This window comes from Clostridium sp. CS1-1 (assembly GCF_056135525.1).
The window spans coordinates 2174457-2191477 of sequence record NZ_CM148680.1; the positions used below are offsets into that span (position 1 = coordinate 2174457).

At 30.4% G+C, this 17021-nt stretch carries 16 protein-coding genes and 1 pseudogene; 4 read left to right on the forward strand and 13 right to left on the reverse strand.

Features of this window, described 5'->3' with window-relative positions; all coding sequences use genetic code 11:
- Positions 1–67: 67 nt before the first annotated feature.
- Positions 68–688 carry a class I SAM-dependent methyltransferase gene (locus AC0N0V_RS10175; RefSeq protein WP_474463882.1) on the reverse strand — a complete coding sequence of 207 codons (621 nt, stop codon included), beginning with the start codon at positions 686–688 and terminating at the stop codon, positions 68–70.
- Between the two features lie 291 nt (positions 689–979).
- Here AC0N0V_RS10175 and AC0N0V_RS10180 point away from each other — a divergent pair, with 291 nt between their 5' ends.
- On the forward strand, positions 980–1423 hold the full coding sequence (locus AC0N0V_RS10180; RefSeq protein ID WP_474463883.1) for a hypothetical protein: 444 nt from the start codon (positions 980–982) through the stop codon (positions 1421–1423).
- A gap of 264 nt (positions 1424–1687) precedes the next feature.
- On the opposite strand, the gene AC0N0V_RS10185 is transcribed toward AC0N0V_RS10180, so the two are convergent.
- Complete coding sequence (locus AC0N0V_RS10185) at positions 1688–2749, reverse strand: C40 family peptidase (RefSeq protein ID WP_474463885.1); 1062 nt, start codon at positions 2747–2749, stop codon at positions 1688–1690.
- A gap of 276 nt (positions 2750–3025) precedes the next feature.
- Here AC0N0V_RS10185 and AC0N0V_RS10190 point away from each other — a divergent pair.
- Both AC0N0V_RS10190 and ubiE read left to right on the forward strand, forming a co-directional pair.
- Positions 3026–3115, forward strand: a pseudogene (locus AC0N0V_RS10190) (CPBP family intramembrane glutamic endopeptidase); the annotation flags it as partial.
- Between the two features lie 84 nt (positions 3116–3199).
- Positions 3200–3907, forward strand: a complete 708-nt coding sequence (gene ubiE, locus AC0N0V_RS10195) for a bifunctional demethylmenaquinone methyltransferase/2-methoxy-6-polyprenyl-1,4-benzoquinol methylase UbiE (RefSeq protein WP_474463887.1) — start codon at positions 3200–3202, stop codon at positions 3905–3907.
- A gap of 84 nt (positions 3908–3991) precedes the next feature.
- Here the strand turns inward: ubiE and AC0N0V_RS10200 are convergent, their stop codons facing one another.
- The 9 genes from AC0N0V_RS10200 to AC0N0V_RS10240 form a co-directional block, all read right to left on the reverse strand.
- Positions 3992–4342 (reverse strand): four-helix bundle copper-binding protein, encoded by a 351-nt coding sequence (locus AC0N0V_RS10200; RefSeq protein WP_474463889.1) that lies wholly within the window; start codon positions 4340–4342, stop codon positions 3992–3994.
- 479 nt (positions 4343–4821) lie between these two features.
- Positions 4822–6732: a cell wall-binding repeat-containing protein gene (locus AC0N0V_RS10205; protein WP_474463891.1), complete on the reverse strand. Its 1911-nt coding sequence runs from the start codon at positions 6730–6732 to the stop codon at positions 4822–4824.
- A 298-nt stretch (positions 6733–7030) separates the two neighbouring features.
- On the reverse strand, positions 7031–8185 hold the full coding sequence (locus AC0N0V_RS10210; RefSeq protein WP_474463893.1) for a M20 family metallopeptidase: 1155 nt from the start codon (positions 8183–8185) through the stop codon (positions 7031–7033).
- A 174-nt stretch (positions 8186–8359) separates the two neighbouring features.
- The gene (locus AC0N0V_RS10215; RefSeq protein WP_474463895.1) at positions 8360–9082 is read right to left on the reverse strand and encodes an amino acid ABC transporter ATP-binding protein; all 723 of its coding nucleotides are present in this window, start codon (positions 9080–9082) and stop codon (positions 8360–8362) included.
- On the reverse strand, positions 9075–9725 hold the full coding sequence (locus AC0N0V_RS10220) for an amino acid ABC transporter permease (protein ID WP_474463897.1): 651 nt from the start codon (positions 9723–9725) through the stop codon (positions 9075–9077). The genes AC0N0V_RS10215 and AC0N0V_RS10220 overlap by 8 nt, the downstream gene beginning before the upstream one ends.
- Positions 9726–9860: 135 nt before the next feature.
- Positions 9861–10706: a transporter substrate-binding domain-containing protein gene (locus tag AC0N0V_RS10225; RefSeq protein WP_474463899.1), complete on the reverse strand. Its 846-nt coding sequence runs from the start codon at positions 10704–10706 to the stop codon at positions 9861–9863.
- Positions 10707–11009: 303 nt separating this feature from the next.
- The gene (locus tag AC0N0V_RS10230; protein WP_474463901.1) at positions 11010–11195 is read right to left on the reverse strand and encodes a hypothetical protein; all 186 of its coding nucleotides are present in this window, start codon (positions 11193–11195) and stop codon (positions 11010–11012) included.
- Between the two features lie 325 nt (positions 11196–11520).
- Positions 11521–12231: an MBL fold metallo-hydrolase gene (locus tag AC0N0V_RS10235; RefSeq protein WP_474463903.1), complete on the reverse strand. Its 711-nt coding sequence runs from the start codon at positions 12229–12231 to the stop codon at positions 11521–11523.
- Positions 12232–12464: 233 nt separating this feature from the next.
- Entirely contained in the window at positions 12465–12965 is a 501-nt protein-coding gene (locus AC0N0V_RS10240) for a TspO/MBR family protein (RefSeq protein WP_474463904.1), read from the reverse strand.
- 264 nt (positions 12966–13229) lie between these two features.
- Between AC0N0V_RS10240 and AC0N0V_RS10245 the strand changes: the two genes are divergently transcribed.
- The gene (locus AC0N0V_RS10245) at positions 13230–13580 is read left to right on the forward strand and encodes a CGGC domain-containing protein (RefSeq protein WP_474463905.1); all 351 of its coding nucleotides are present in this window, start codon (positions 13230–13232) and stop codon (positions 13578–13580) included.
- A gap of 124 nt (positions 13581–13704) precedes the next feature.
- On the opposite strand, the gene AC0N0V_RS10250 is transcribed toward AC0N0V_RS10245, so the two are convergent.
- Together AC0N0V_RS10250 and AC0N0V_RS10255 are read right to left on the reverse strand one after the other, a co-directional pair.
- Complete coding sequence (locus AC0N0V_RS10250) at positions 13705–15369, reverse strand: SulP family inorganic anion transporter (protein WP_474464503.1); 1665 nt, start codon at positions 15367–15369, stop codon at positions 13705–13707.
- A gap of 254 nt (positions 15370–15623) precedes the next feature.
- Entirely contained in the window at positions 15624–16901 is a 1278-nt protein-coding gene (locus AC0N0V_RS10255) for a 4Fe-4S dicluster domain-containing protein (protein WP_474464504.1), read from the reverse strand.
- Positions 16902–17021: the final 120 nt, after the last annotated feature.

Genomic DNA, 17021 nt, shown 5'->3' on the forward strand with positions numbered 1-17021 from the left:
GTATTAATATAGTTCATATTATAACTTATTATTTTGCAGTCAAGAATATTATTTTTAAAAATTATCATCACTTTTCATTATATACTACTATCTTTTTAACAATATCACTAAATAGATTCGTTACCTCTACATTATCAAATCCTGACTTTTGAATATTTTCTATTGTTCTTCTGTTTATATTAGCTCCATAGGTATTTACTACAATAGGATTTAATATATCCATAATTATTCCTAAGATTTTTTTCTCACTTCTAACATGCTCTATCATTATTATTTTTCCATTTGGTTTACACACTCTTCTTATCTCTCTCAAGCCTTTTATTGGATCGGGTATAGAGCAAAATACACAGGTAGTATATACTGTATCAAATACATTATCCTCAAATTCCATGTTTTGGGCATCCATATTAAGTAAAGTCACTTTCTTATTAAATTTTTTTATTTTTTCCTTAGCTTTTTCTAACATATTTTCACTAAAATCAATACCTGTTATATTAATATGTTCGGGATAGTACTCTATATTCTTTCCAGTTCCAACACCTACTTCCAAGACATTTCCCTTTAGCTCTTTCATAACTTCTATTCTCCATTGTTTTAGCGCCATCATTTCCATTGGATTTTCAAGAATATCATATATTTTAGCTGCTCTATTATATCTTCTTCGAATTTTTTCAGTTTGTTTATCCATAAGACTCTCCCCTATTCCTAATATTAGTGCTTATTATATTATTACTAATTTTTTACGAAAAGTATATATAAGCCTTAAAATTTAATAGACAGGTATAATACTAATTTATGTATTTTACCTGTCTTCATATCAATTTAGTACAACATTTTATTCAAATAATGAGAAGGAAATATAATACCTAAAAAGCGCTGTGGATATTGTAGTAAATAAACACTCCATAATTCCTCCATATTTTGGTTTTATAATAAACACATAACGAAAATTTAATTATGAATAAAGGAGATGTTTTTTATGAAAAAGAAACTAATGGTTTTAATGACTACAGCGATACTTGTTATTGGAGGGATCTCTGCTGCTTATGCTCAAGGAAAAGAGAGCATAGTTCCTAGCAAATTATCTGTAGTAAGCTCTACTGAAGATATAATAACATCAAACTCTAATTCAATAACTGAATCTCAAATACCTGCAAAATATAGTACAAATAATACTAGTTATAATGATATGATAAAAATCATGGAGGAAAATGGATTTACTGATGCAGCAAAAGCTATGGAAAATAGAGATTTTGCTGCTATGAATAGGTTTATGGGTAGTTTAAATTACACTGACTACAACAAAATGATAGATATAATGAAAAATAACGGATATGGTCCTATGGCTAACATTATGCAGTCCACAAGCAGACAGGATATGATAAACATGCATCAATCAATGATGAGCAAAAATTTCAAATAGTTCGCGTATAGCCTTAAATTTATCTAATCCTATATTTTCTCAATAAATTGACAAAAATTAATTTTATTAAATAAGGACTGCTAGTTATGTGGGTTTTATTTATAGAAGGATACTGGTTTTAAAACAAATAATTCATTTGGTAGCTACAAACTTTAATACTCACCCTAAAGCTTAGAATTCTGTTTATGTAAAAAACTTCTTGTAAACATAAATAAACTATATTTACAAGAAGTTTTTTTATATGTATAGTTATAGTTAATAAAATTATTTAACTCTACGAGCAGTTATATAGTCTCCTCTATCAACTGGTGAAATCTTAATTACATCTCCAGTACGTGGTGAATGTATATATGCACCATTACCTACATACATACCCATGTGCGTAGGATTGCCGCCTTTACCAAAGAAAACTAAATCTCCTGGCTGCAACTGATCCCTGGACACACCTGCTCCGTCTTTTATTTGATCATAGGTAGTTCTTCCTAAAGAAACTCCAAAGTGTTTATATACATACTGAGTAAAACCAGAGCAATCAAATCCAGTACTTGGCGAAGTTCCTCCCCACAAATAAGGTGTTCCCATGAAATTTGAAGCATACGCTACAACGTTATTATTACTTATAGGTGAACTTACAGCAGAACCACCTCTAGATAAAGTTACCTTAGGTGCAGTAGCCCTTATGCTAGCTACTTCTCTTGCCGCTGTACTTACTGCAGCCTGCTCAGCTACTGCATACTCTCTTTGTTGTGTTTTAGCTTGTTCTATTAGCTTTTTTTGGTCATTTTTACTTTTATTAAGTTCATCTAATTTCTTTTCATTATCTGATTTCAGTGATAGTAACTTTTTATTTTCTGATTTAAGCTTGTCTACTCTGTTGGCAATATTAGTCTGTTTTGTACTATAACTTGAAATAATTTTATTATCAAAGCTTATAATTCTTTTGGCTATATCAACTTTCGAAATAAAATCTCCAAGTCCATCGGAATCTAAAAGCATATCCAAATATCCACTAGATCCATTTATGTAAATTGCTCTCATTCTCTTATTAAATAATTCTTTCTCTGTTTTTAGTTCACTTTCAGCTGTTTTTAATTCATTTTCTGAAGATTTGATATCCTTTTCTTTCGTTAGTATCTGCTTTTTATTTTCATCGATTTTATCCATTACCCCTTCTATTTGGTTGTCCAAATTCTCTATATTTCTTTCAAGCTCTTGGACCTTTGAATATGAATTATTGCTATTCGACGCTGGTTGAGCATAAGCTACACTATTAACTGTTGCAGTAAGTGCTAGTATCATTAAAAGCTGTTTCAATCTTTTATTCAATGCTATCTCTCCTTAATCTAAATACTTTTGGAATTGAATATATACGTTTTTACAATTCCATTAAAATATCTTCTTTAGATATTTTACCAAAACACTTAATAATATGAAATACTACATTTTTTGCCATTTAATCATATTACATGGTTTTTATATTATATCAAAATAATATGTAGATTTTATGAAGATTTTTGATAAAGTTAACTAAAAGAAAAAAATCTGGAATGCTTTTATCGCACCTCAGACTTTTTATAAAAATGTGAATTATTCTGAGGATAGCTTTATATGAAGAAAAAAAGCCTTATTCTCGTAATTATATCTCATGCAATTTGGGATTTAACAATATTTGTTTTATTCCCATTGATGTAATACCATGAATTACATAGTACTAATAACATCATAATAATCTATAAGCATATTATAAATTTGGTTATGAAATGAGGGACACTAAATATGATGAAGAATAGTATAGATTTACAAAATATTTTCTCTTCTATTGCAGAGAATTATGATAAATTAAACTCGATTTTAACTTTTAATATAGACAAAATGTGGAGGAATAAAACTATAAGAGTATGTAATTTAAAACCAAATAATAGGGTCTTAGATTTATGCTGTGGTACAGGACAAATGGTTAATTATGCTTGTAAAAAGGTAGGAAAAAACACTGAAGTTATAGGACTTGATTTTAATCAAGAAATGATTAATGTTGGACATAAAAGGCTTAGTGAAAACATAAGAGATTATAACTTTAAATTGATACAAGGAGATATTTTAGAGTTACCTTTTGAAAGTAACAATTTTGATTGTGTAACAATTGCCTTTGGAATTAGAAATATAAAGGATAAGAATAAAGCATTTTCAGAAATGCACAGAGTTCTAAAACCAGGCGGAAAATTAGTTTGTCTTGAGCTATCTACTCCAGAACTTCCTATTCTTAAAGAACTTCATTCAGCATATTTGACTTATGTTCTACCTACTATTGGATATCTTGGCACAAGAGATAAAGGTGCATATACCTATCTCAGGGATTCTGTAAAGAATTTTATGCCAAAGAAAGAATTAAAACTTTCATTTGATGATGCTGGTTTTATAAATACAGGATATATATCTTTAACTGGTGGAATTGCTTCTATTCATTATGGAGTAAAGCATATATAGGTTTTGTAAAGTTTTGAATTGTTGAAAGTATTTTAAATAAAGAAAGAAGCTGATTTACAATAAATAAATCAGCTTCTTTCTTTATTACATATTATCCATTTTTCTACACTCATCAGCACATTGACGACATGCATCAGCACACATTTTACAGTGATTATCTGTAAATTTACTACACTCAGCCGCACATTCATCGCAAATTGTTGCACATAAATTGCAGATATGAGTTACGTGATGACTTCTTCTAGACATTGAAGCTGCTGCTGTTGCACAAATCTCTGCACAATCGATTAAATCAAGTATGCAATGTTCTCTTGCCTTTACATCTGGTTCTGCTAAGCAAAGTCTAAAACACTCCTGACATAATTGCATACATTTATTACAAGCATCAACACAAGCTTGATATTGGGCGTTTGGCGCTAATAAAGTTGCATTCATAATTTGAATCCTCCTTAAAATTTGTGATATTTTATTTTACAAATTCTATTTTGCTCTAATTATTTAGATTTATGTACTTAGTATCATTTTAGCAATCATCGTATGCTTCTATAATAATTATTTAAAGTAATAAGCTTAGAGCAATTACTTTAAATATATGGTAAGTTAGTAAGGCTTTAAAGTATACGGTGTATCTACACTAAAACAAATGAGTAGCAATAATCACTAGAAAATATTTTTTCTGACAGCATTTCTAATTACTTTCTTCATAAAAACTACATATTGGTCTATTATAATTATATTGTATTAAAAATATAATGTGTAAGTCCCCCTTATACAAAATATATAATACAGATCTGTACTATTAAAAATGTACTGGTATTAATATATCAGTACATCCTTATTTTTGCCTACTTTTATCATATAATTAACATATAAAGAAAGATGCTTGCCTTAAAGGCTAAGCATCTTTCTTTATTTTACCTATTAAGTTTAGCTCTAATACTTTGCACATAATCTGAATTTTCTAATCCTAATCTCCAAATAGAAACTCCGGATAAATCTAAGTTATTTACAATATCTAGCTTATAGCCTATACTTTGACCATTCTCAAACCAAACTTCATGTTTCATACCGGAACTGTCAGTATAATTAAAGTAAGGACTTTTAGATGTTTCATCCCATTTAATTTCTGAGCCATATTTATCTGCAATACTATTTGCTTCGCTTAGACTATATGATTTACCCTTTGACCCATCAGAGGACCAATCATAGGCATAAGCAGCTAGTCCTAATACTATCTTTTCTTTAGGGATAGTTTTAACAGTATAGTTTATTACCTTCTGAACCCAGTCAATAGATGCTATTGGTCCTGCTTCACCACCAGTCCAATGTTCATCATAAGTCATAATTATAACTTTGTCAGAATACTTTCCGATTTGCTCATAATCATATGCTCCATTCCAGTTGTCTTTAGGGTTGTCCCAAGTTTTAGCTGGAACTGCAATCGTTACGTCAAATCCCTGAGGATTCAAGGTATTATATAACTCCTTCATAAAGTCTGTAAAGTCATTTCTGTTTGATGCATAAATACCCTCTAAATCAATATTTACACCCTTATAATTATTTTCTTTTAAAGCTAATAATATATTATTTATTAGCCTTTGTCTATTTTCAGGACTTTCAAGTAGGCTTTTTGTAATTTTAGGATCGAAATAGTTTGATACCATTGCATAAGCTTTAATTTTATTATTATTGGCATATTCTAATTGTTTCGGCGGAATATACCCTTTAATATTGCCTTGTCCATCTGTTGAATAAGTATCAGTAGCTATTTCATCAAATAATCCTGGATATTTAGTCATTGTATTATATGAAGAGCTATCTCCAGGATAATAGTAAGTTGTATATCCTAATATTGACCTCTCAGGCGAGAAAATTGATTTTACAAAGGAATCTGAGATACCGGCAGTTCCTCCTAATATTTTTAACAAAGATATAGAATCTTCTTTTGAACTAACTATCGAAAGAGAGCTACTTCTAGTCTTGCTTGTTAATACAATTGGAGCTGTGTCTTTAGCTGCGGCTGCAGATCCACAAAGAGCATCAGGGAAGTTTTCTCCATATGCTAGATATACATTGTTAAAATTTAAATCTCCAGAAAATTCGTTGAGTATAGCTAAATTAGTTTCATATCTATTATTTCCGCTTAGTCTTTTAATATTAGTTAAGTTTCTCGTTATATCATCACTTATAACAGCAGTTCCACCTACAACGTAGTAATTATCTATACTATGGTTTTGTATAAAATCTTGCGTACTATTTGGTAATTCTTTTGAAGGTGTAAGTAGAATTGGAAGTTGTTTTACAGCGGCAATTGAAGCTATAGACAAGGCATCTGGAAAGTTTTCACCTGAAGCCAATACTGCCCCATTACTTGTCCCTATTTCTTCTGCAATTTTTACACTGGTTTCATATCTATCTTGACCACTAAAACGATTTACTTCTATATTTATATTTTTTAAATCTTGAACAATACCTTCTGATATTACTCCAGAACCACCTATGATATATGCATTTTTAACACCTAGTCTTTTTATTTCCTCGTAAACTTTTGCATTTAACTGTTTACCCTCAGTTATCAATATAGGTGCATTATACTTTTTTGCAAGCGGTGCGGCTGAAATAGCATCGGGAAAATTCTCTCCTGAAACTAGAATTACATAATCCGATTGTGCCCACCCATCTTGTGATACTTTTACAGCAGTTTCGTATCTGTCAGCTCCACCCAATCTTATATTAGACGGGGAAGCAGATACCTGTGGCGATGCCGCGGAGATAACAAATGTAAAGAAAAAGGCGGCAATTAGATATTTTTTAAATTTTACCACTATATATTTCCCCCCTATAAATAAAGTAATATTAGTTTAATAGCATTTATACTACAGTTAGTGCGTATCCTTGAATTAATATTGATTTGTTATATATGACTTGTACATATTGATTATCTATGAAATTATGACACATTTCAATGAATAGTTATATCCATGTATGGTATATTTAAAAATTATAGTATAAAATTACAAGAAATAGTTTCATCGTGTTTTATTAAATCGTGATTAAATAAAAAAGTGACATTTGATAAGAGTAATAATCTTATCAAATGTCACTTTTTCACTAATAAATGTTTTAAGTGTTAAATTCTTCTTTTATTCTTTTTAATAAATCAGTATCTGTAATTACATCATATCCTGTAAGAGCAAGTGCTGCTGCACCTTTAATAAGTGCTTTGTGGGCCACTTCAGTTACAGTAGCATCTGCAAACTCCTTACTATGAGACACTGAGTTTTCGCATCCAAAACCTATATAGGGATGGATAGAAGGCACAACATAACTTACATTACCCATATCTATAGAACCATAGGTAGCTCTTGGTGGAAATATGTTTTCTTCTCCAGCATATCTCAAGTTATTACTAAAGGTTTTAGATAATATTTTATTAGTTTTCATATTATCATAAGAAATTTCATAATTGCTAATCTCAAGAGTTGCTCCAGTCATTAGAGCTGCGCCTCTTGCTACATTTTTAACCTTATCAACTACTACATTCAAATACTCTCTTTCATTTGCCCTAATATAAAATTGTGCTATAGCTCTATCAGGAACAATGTTTGCAGCTACACCGCCTTCCTTTATAATACCATGGATTCTAACATCAGAAGTAACATGTTGTCTTAAGGCATTTATTCCATTAAAGGTTTGTATAACTGCATCTAGCGCATTAATCCCTGATTCAGGTTCTGCAGCAGCATGACTTGACTTTCCTTTAAAGTCAAATTGTAGTGCGTCTATTGCTAGAGATTTACCACTTTCATAACTGGCTTCACCTGGATGTAATATCATTGCCACATCAACGTCATTAAATACACCTTTTTCAGCCATATCAACTTTTGCACCATCACATTCTTCTGCAGGAGTGCCTAGAACAATGATTTGTCCGCCTATACTGTCTAACACTTTACTTAACGCCACAGCAGCCCCTACACCCATAGTTCCAATCATATTATGTCCACAACCATGGCCTATTTGCGGAAGTGCATCATATTCACATAGGTATGCAATGTTAGGCCCTTTTTTTTCAGCCTTATATACAGCTTTAAATGCAGTAGCCTTGCCTACGATTCCAATTTCTACTTTGAACTTGTGTTCCCTTAGAAATGCTGTCAACTTTTCAACTGCTTTAAATTCCTTGTTCCCAAGTTCAGGATTATAATACATATAATCATTTGTTTGACATAGCTGTTCTTTAAACTTTTCAAGCTCTTTTATTATTAAATCTTTCATAACCTTGCTTTAGTAAGTGAAAGTATCTCAATACATATCCTCACTAAATAGTCACTTCCCTTCTTAAATTCATGACTTTATAGTACAAAGCACAGCCTTAATAAAAGCTGTGCTTTGTGAATTATTTAAAATTATCTTTAATTTTTATATAAATTAGTGAATAAAATTACTTCTTTATAATACTTTAGCTAAGAAGTCTTGAGTTCTTGGATGCTGAGGATTAGAGAATATATTCTCTGGAGTATCCTCTTCTAAAACTACGCCTCCATCCATAAACAGAACTCTATCTCCAACTTCCCTTGCAAATCCCATTTCATGAGTAACTACTACCATTGTCATTCCTTCTGAAGCAAGCTCTTTCATAACATCTAGAACTTCTCCAACCATTTCAGGATCAAGCGCGGATGTTGGTTCATCAAATAACATTACATCTGGAGCCATTGCAAGTGCTCTAGCGATTGCAATTCTTTGCTTTTGTCCTCCAGAAAGCTGTCCAGGGTAGTTGTTTGCTTTATCATAAAGTCCTATTCTCTTTAACAAATCAAAAGCTACTTTATTAGCTTCATCAACAGACATACCTTTAAGTTTTCTTGGTCCAATAGTTATATTATCAAGTACTGATAAATGAGGGAATAAATTAAATTGTTGAAATACCATTCCCATTTTTTGACGCAGCTTATTTATATCAGTTTTTTTATCAGTAATAGAAATTCCTTCAAAAACAATTTCTCCATCGGTTGGTTCTTCTAATAGATTTAGACATCTTAAAAATGTACTTTTTCCAGAACCACTTGGACCAATAACAACGACAACTTCACCTTTCTCTATTTCTACGTTAACTCCTTTTAGAACATGTAATTTGTCGAATTTTTTATGCAAACTATTAACTTTAATCACTTGTCTTCATTCTCCTTTCAAAGGCACCTACAACTTTTGATAGGCTAAATGTCAATACAAAATACATAATTGCTGCAACAATTAAAGGTTCAAATGGTTTAAATGTATTCCCTCTAACTGTATCAGCATTATACATAAGCTCATGTATACCTATAATAGATGCTATAGATGATTCTTTAATTACTACTATAAATTCATTACCTAATGCTGGTAAGATATTTTTAACTGCCTGAGGTATAATAATGTATCTCATAGCCATTCCAGGTTTCATACCTATTGATCTTGCAGCTTCCATTTGACCTTTATCAACTGCTTGTATTCCAGCACGAATTATTTCTGCTATATATGCAGCACTATTTACTGATAAAGCAATAATACCTGCTACAAAATCTGGTAAAGCAATTCCTAGGTGAGGAAGTCCATAGAAGACTATATATAATTGAACAAGCAAAGGAGTTCCTCTTATAAACTCTACATAAGATGCAGCTATTACATTTAAAATCTTCTTATTTGATAATCTCATCAGTGATAAGATTAAACCGAGCATAAATCCAAATAGTACTGTAAAAAACGCTAAAAATACTGTAAATTTTGCTCCATTTAGAAAAAATAAATAATACTCTGATAAAAAACTAAAATCCAATATTCTGTCCTCCCATTTTCTATTAATATTGTAAGTATAGGTTATCTTTACAGGAAATTACCATAAGTTCTACAAGAAAGAAAATGTTAGGCAGTAACTATTGCCTAACATTTTTGCTTAAGTATAAAAAGCATTCTATTGATTTTCTACTAAATTATTTGCATCTGTAACAAATTTGTCAATACTCTTTTCGCTTGATAATCTATCTAAAGTTTTGTTAACTTCTTTTACTAAGTCTCCGCTTCCCTTTTTGAAAGCAGCAGCAGAACCAGCTTCTTCAGTTTGTAGCTTTATATCAGATATAACTAAATCTTTATTAGCATTTACATTTGAAGTAGCTACTGGTAATTCAACAATTACAGCATCAACTCTATTTGTTTTTAAAGCTAGCATTAAATCAGATATTTTTCCAAGAGCAACTGCTTCGGCACCACTTACTTGTTTCTTAGCTATTTCTTCTTGTATAGCACCCTTTTGAACTCCTACTCTTTTTCCTTTTAAGTCGTCAGTTGTTTTGATTTTACCCTTATCTGATTCTCTTACAACTATTGTTTGAACCGCTTTGTAGTATACGTTTGAAAAATCAACATTTTTCTTTCTCTCTTCAGTTGGAGTCATTCCAGCAACAACTATATCTACATTTCCTTGATCTAGAGCTGCAAGCAATCCATCGAATTTCATGTCTTTAACTTGAAGTTCTACACCAAGATCTTTGGCAATTTGTTTAGCAACCTCAACGTCAAATCCTACAATTTCGTCTTTTCCATTTATTGATTTGTGGAATTCATATGGTGGATAGTCTGCACTTGTACCAAGAACAAGCTTTCCGCTTTTCTTTACTCTTTGCATAACTGCTGATTGAGAATTTTCTCCACTACCGTTATTTTGAGCGGCATTCTGATTTCCACAAGCTGCAAATGTAAGCATTGAGCCTACTACTAGTGACATTGCGATGATTTTCTTTAAACTTTTCTTTAACATTTTATTGTTCCCCCTGCCTGATTACATTAATCTTTATATGAATAATTATATATTCATTCATATAATTATTCAATACTTTTTATGCAACTTTATGTATTATTATGTGTTTTTTCTATTATTACGTTTACAAAGTATCTTAGTTAGTATCGTATACCCGTCAACATTTATGATTCATTTAAAATTATGCATATATGTTTAGCTTATGCATAATTTTCTGTATATTTCAACTAATATATTATCTAGCATTTTATCTCTACTCAATAATTTAGTATTTTAGTTTTTCACTTAAACTATTCAATATTTCTATTCTTTTTTTAGGATTTTATTTATTATTTCTCCTTCTATAAGTTCACTTTTGCTAAAACCATTCTTAAAATATCTTATTTGTTTGTACTTTATACCGTTCATTTCAAAATCTAAAATATCAACCCTGTCACCTTTATAAATTAGTGGCTTATTTTCTCCCTTTAGATAAATGTGTGCTTCCATAACTTTGTTAATACTCCTCTCATTAAAAGTATATCTAAATTTAGATTATACTATAAAATTTATTTTATTAGCTATTTCATATAAATCCACATTACGAGTACCTGTTATACATGAACCTCTAGTTTGCTTTAACAACAATTTAAAATACAAGGGAGATAACTTATAACTAAAGTTATCTCCCTATCATATAGCAAAGTTATAACAAGAAATATAACCTCAACTACACTTCGTAGAGATGCAATTATACTCTCCTTATAACTCCCTGATATTATTGTTTACAAATCTAAGACAATTATTCGTTTTATATGTAATTTATAGTAGTGATTTAAAACATATTTACAACGTTAAAGCCTTCTATTTGAGCTTTTTCTATTAGCTTTGTGCAATCTAAATGCATACAGAAAATTTTATATCTAAATTCTTTTGGTATAAGTTCACATAACTTTCTTAGTGGTAAATGAGTATTACCAGGGTAATCCGCTAAGCAAGTGTCTGTATAAAGCTCAGTGTAGATGTTGTTTCTTAGATTATTTAGAACATCTTTTTCTAAATTGTTAGTATCCCCAGCATAAAATAATTCTACTCCGCCTACAAACTTTATGCTATATCCGAAACAACTTAATTCAGGAGAGTGTTGTACTTTATGAGCTTTAAGTTCTAATATATTTAACTTTTCTAGATTATGTGTTTTATCTGGTTTAGTTATTGTATATATAGAACTTGATACACCTTGCACTTCTAAAAAATTTGATATCTCATAAGTATTTTCAAAAATTAAGTTAACTTTAAGCTTTTTTATATAGTAGCAGTAAAAAATTAGAGTTCCTAGACTTCCCACGTGATCAGGATGTAAATGGGTTATAATAACATTAATATTCTTTGTAGTCTTAAGTAAGTCCTTTTCCATAATTCTTGTAAATACATTTTCACCACAATCAATTAGCAGCAAGTCTTCCTCATCTTTTATATAGGCACTTGTATTTCCTTCCTTAGTATTAAAGGCACTCCCTCTTCCTATAAACTTCAATAATTGCATTTTTATTACTCCTTGAATAATTTGTATTTTTTATTAATAATATTTTAACCTACTATTTACTGAATATGAGTATTTTAACTATTATAGTTTGTATAAAGATTTAATTATTTCGATATGTATTTTCAAATTTGTAACTATTTTGCGGAAACTATTTACTAGTTAATAAAAACAAGATTCAATTTGTATAATCTAAACAAATCAAACCTTGCTCCAAACAACTATGGTTTAATACGTTACATTTCGTTAAATTTCCATATACAAAAATTCAATACACCTGCAAAAGATACCCAAAAAATATATGGTATGAATAGATAGGCTGAAATTTTATCGACTTTGAAAAATTTAAATATAGTTAACATAATATAAATCACCATAAGAAGTATGTCTAAGAATGCAAGTCCATAAAGTCTAAATTTAAAAAATATTATTGTCCAAATCAGATTTAATACTAACTGAATTATATAATATCTTTTTGCGTTACTTACATCTTTGCCTTCTCTTCCTTTTAGTATTATGCGATAGAATGCTATTGTCATTAGCAAATACAGTACACCCCATACGATAGGAAAAACCCATCCCGGTGGAGAGAATGATGGTTTTATAAGATTATTGTATGTATTCATATTGGTCATACTTAAAAATCCAGATAAAAAGCCTGCCGCTTCAGTTAAAATTATAATTATAATAAGTAAGCCTATTTGTTTTTTCCCATCTACCTTAAAAATATTAGTCATATATTACTCCTTTATAGTATTATTAGTACTATTATATTTGTTAAGTATATAATTTTATGTTCATCTTTTTTATTTATTTCATTGAATAGTTTAATATTCAATTTGTTTCCAGATTGTATAATATTAAATGCATATCTAGTTTATTAAAAAATTATTTTAATACTATGAATTTAAATTCATGATTTTCATCACAGAATTTTTTTTGTTTTTATGATATAATCGTAAATTATAATTTATAAAGCTGCAGGAAAGGTATGTTTTAAAATGAAAAAAGTAGGTATAATTAACTGTTTTGAAGTGTCAAAAAGATGTTCAGGATCTGGTTGTTTTAAGGCTTTTAATAACAAAACTGCGTCCTTTGAAGAATATAATTCAGACTCTGAGCTAATTAGTTTTGTTCATTGTAATGGTTGTAGTGAAGATTCTATTGATCAGGTTGTAACTAAGGCTCATAGGATGAAAGATATTGGGGTAACAACAATTCACCTATCTTCATGTATCAGATCTAAGTGCCCTTGGTATCGGGAATTTGTTGATGAATTATCAAAGGATTTTGAAGTTGTAGGATACACCCATGGAAGTAAGGATGGAAAAAGAAAAAAAACCTCAGAGTAATCAATGCTCTGAGGTTTCTTCCTTTTTAAATCTTAGGAATTGTGATTATAAATAGTGAAATTCTATAATTACGCTATAAGTATTCTAATTTCATGTGTTTTATTATATAGATAAGTCAAATGTCTTAAGCAGCATCATCACTAAAATTACACTTTAGTAAATCTCTTGTTCTATTAATTGCTTCATTTATATTGCTGCAAAAATTTTCCCTACCTAATGTTTCAACAAAGCCATATCTTTTTAAAGCATTAAAAACCATCTTCTTACTTTCTAGTATAATTAGTTCAGTATTTTGTTTCTTGCATGCCTCATAAAGATTTTCAAACTCATGATATCCGGTGGCATCTATTGTTGGAACATTGCTCATTTTTATAATTAAAACTTTACAATTTCCTTCTAACTTTTTAGTAACATCAACGAATTTGTTTGCTGCTGCAAAGAAAAATGGGCCCTTAATTTCATAAAAAGATACTTCTTCATGATTATTGACTTTCCCTGAAAAATCGATATAGTCTTGATCTTCATTTTCATTTTCATAGCATACAACCTCTGAATAATCTGCCATTCTTTTTATAAATAAAAGAGATGCAACTACTACTCCTATTCCAATAGCTATAACAAGATCTAGTAAAATAGTAAGTAAAAAGGTTAATAAAAATACTGAAGCATCACTTTTTTGTGTGTTTTTTAGGGTCTTAAATGCCTTCCAATCCCCCATATTATAAGAAACTACTATAAGTATAGCCGCTAGAGAAGACATTGGAACTAATTTGACATAAGGCATAAGCAGCATCATTATAAGTAGAAGTGTAATAGCATGTACAATTCCTGTTATTGGAGTTCTTCCTCCATTCTTTACATTTGCAGCAGTCCTTGCTATAGCGCCGGTAACGGGAATTCCACCAAAAAGTCCTGAGAATATATTAGCAAAGCCCTGAGCAATAAGTTCCATATTAGAACGATGATTTCCGCCAATCATACCATCTGCTACAACAGCTGAAAGAAGTGATTCAATTGCAGCAAGTATTGCAATTGTTATAGAAGGAACCATTAATTCTTTTATCATATTCATATTAATATCATGTACAACTATTTTAGGCAAAGTACTTGGAATAGTTCCAAATCTACTACCAATAGTCTCAATATTTAACTTGAAATACATAGTTATTGCTGTTGTCAATATTAAGGCTATGAGAGTGCCAGGTATTTTCTTATTTATTTTTGGCCATACAACTATTACCGCAAGAGCAAAAACTCCTATAAACAAACTTTGATAGTTGATTGTATTCATATGGCTTATGTACGAAATCCACTTAGGAATAAATTCTGACGGTATGCTTTTTATCTTTAATCCAAAAAAGTCAGTAATTTGTGTTGAAAATATTGATACCGCTATTCCACTAGTAAATCCAGTAATTATTGGATAAGGAATATACTTTAGAATTTTACCAAATCTAAACAATCCCATAAGGATTAAAAAAGTACCTGCTATTATTGTTGCAACAGTTAAACCAGTTATACCATATTTTTGCACGATACCATAAACTATTATTATAAAGGCTCCAGTAGGCCCACCGATTTGAACTCTACTTCCGCCCAGAAAAGATACTATGAATCCTCCAATTATTGCAGTATACAATCCTTTTTCAGGAGAAACACCTGAAGCTATTGCAAGAGCAATTGATAAGGGTAATGCTATTACAGCAACTATGATTCCTGCAATAAAGTCTTTTAGAAATTGTTCTGTTGTGTATTCTTTGAAACAAGTAATTAATTTAGGGACTAACACGTTTTTCACTCTTCTTTCTCTCATATATAGTGCTGTCATCTTATAGCTTATCACTAATAAACTTTGTAATTCTAATAAGACAACGTTATTGATTATATTACTTTTTTCATTTGTTATCAAGTTACTAATAGTACAATAATATGGAAAAATACCGCACTAGACGCGTTAGTGCGGTATTTTCCACTTTAAACTTATTATTTAGTTCAAACCTTAAATATATATTTTCCTAAAATGTATTTATAACTAGTTTAATTTTAAACATCTAACTTGCTAATTAATTTTTCTAGATAAATTGATTTCATTTGCTTGCTTGCCATAGCCTGTTTCATAGGAGGTAGTTTTAGTATAACAGATAATATTGCAGCCATTGCTCTATGACTTCCAAAGGCTTGGTTATCGAATATTAGATTCTGAAGTTGGCCTTTCTCTATTGCCATTAGCACAGCTCTGTGAACTGAGTTTACTGGAGTAATTATTCTCAGCCCCCTACTCTCCAAACGAATGCTTTTTTTGGAACAGGATCTAACGCATACCCCGCACCCTAGACATATATCTTCATTCACTTTGGCTCTCCTTCCTTTTGTACCTTCTCCTTCCATTGTAACCATAGTTATTGCTTCTATAGGGCACATCTTTTCACATTTACCGCAGCCAACACATGTACTTTCATCTACCCGTGGAATAAAATTAGTAGTATGAACGGGGTGTAGCATTCCAAATTTTTTAGATGCGACCATTGCTTCACAACAGCAACCACAGCAATTACATATAAAACTTACATTTTCTCTTACATTTTCACCGCACTGAACAAGATTATTTTCATAAGCTTTATGTAATAATTCTATTCCTTCTGATACATCTACTTTACGGGCGTATTGATGTTTGATTAAAGAGGCTGCTACGTTGTTAAAGGTCATACAAATATCTAACGGGGCATTACAAGCACGACCTACATGATGCATTTTATGACGACAATAACACATACTTATACCAATGTGAGAAGCTGATTTAATTACTTCACTAGCTCTCTCATAATCAAGAACATGTACTGCATTTTCATTTGAAAGCACTCTTTCTTGTACAAACACTCTACCAAGTCTTGTTTCTGTGCTTAGAAATAGCTCTTTTACAAAATCTTCTTCAACATTTAAGTATTGATAAAATAGTTCACTGAGTAACTTTTGGTCAACATCACCTCTAGTTCTCATTAGAGAAAACTCAAAAAAACCTGCCATAGGAGGGGGAAGCATATATTCTTGTACTCCATTATGGTCTGTATCTAGTAATACTGCTTTGCTTGCCAACTGATCTAGAACTACATGTGCTTTCGCTTCTTCCATATTCCATATTCTACTGGCAGTTTTAACTGTAAAAGGCTTTATCGGAAGCTGAGCAACGAGTTCTGCTTCTTTCTCACTAAATAAAATATTGAGAATTTTATATAAAGTTTTTGATGGAGGAGCCCCTTGTGGAAATCTATTCAATCTCTCCTCTAATTTTTTATAGCTTGATTTTATATTATGATGGGACATCATTTCACCCTCTTAAAAATTAATCTTGTCTAATATTAATAAATATGTTCATATTTAGTAATTATTGACAACTTCTGAATTTTATATTCTAAACCTTTAAGTATATAAGTATAACTTATC

What these genes read in the sequence shown, in the direction of transcription:
- AC0N0V_RS10175 (WP_474463882.1), bottom strand. Translation starts at nt 688, where the DNA reads ATGGATAAACAAACTGAAAAAATTCGAAGAAGATATAATAGAGCAGCT.
- AC0N0V_RS10180 (WP_474463883.1), top strand. Translation starts at nt 980, where the DNA reads ATGAAAAAGAAACTAATGGTTTTAATGACTACAGCGATACTTGTTATT.
- ubiE (WP_474463887.1), top strand. Translation starts at nt 3,200, where the DNA reads ATGATGAAGAATAGTATAGATTTACAAAATATTTTCTCTTCTATTGCA.
- AC0N0V_RS10200 (WP_474463889.1), bottom strand. Translation starts at nt 4,342, where the DNA reads ATGAATGCAACTTTATTAGCGCCAAACGCCCAATATCAAGCTTGTGTT.
- AC0N0V_RS10210 (WP_474463893.1), bottom strand. Translation starts at nt 8,185, where the DNA reads ATGAAAGATTTAATAATAAAAGAGCTTGAAAAGTTTAAAGAACAGCTA.
- AC0N0V_RS10225 (WP_474463899.1), bottom strand. Translation starts at nt 10,706, where the DNA reads ATGTTAAAGAAAAGTTTAAAGAAAATCATCGCAATGTCACTAGTAGTA.
- AC0N0V_RS10230 (WP_474463901.1), bottom strand. Translation starts at nt 11,195, where the DNA reads ATGGAAGCACACATTTATCTAAAGGGAGAAAATAAGCCACTAATTTAT.
- AC0N0V_RS10235 (WP_474463903.1), bottom strand. Translation starts at nt 12,231, where the DNA reads ATGCAATTATTGAAGTTTATAGGAAGAGGGAGTGCCTTTAATACTAAG.
- AC0N0V_RS10240 (WP_474463904.1), bottom strand. Translation starts at nt 12,965, where the DNA reads ATGACTAATATTTTTAAGGTAGATGGGAAAAAACAAATAGGCTTACTT.
- AC0N0V_RS10245 (WP_474463905.1), top strand. Translation starts at nt 13,230, where the DNA reads ATGAAAAAAGTAGGTATAATTAACTGTTTTGAAGTGTCAAAAAGATGT.
- AC0N0V_RS10255 (WP_474464504.1), bottom strand. Translation starts at nt 16,901, where the DNA reads ATGTCCCATCATAATATAAAATCAAGCTATAAAAAATTAGAGGAGAGA.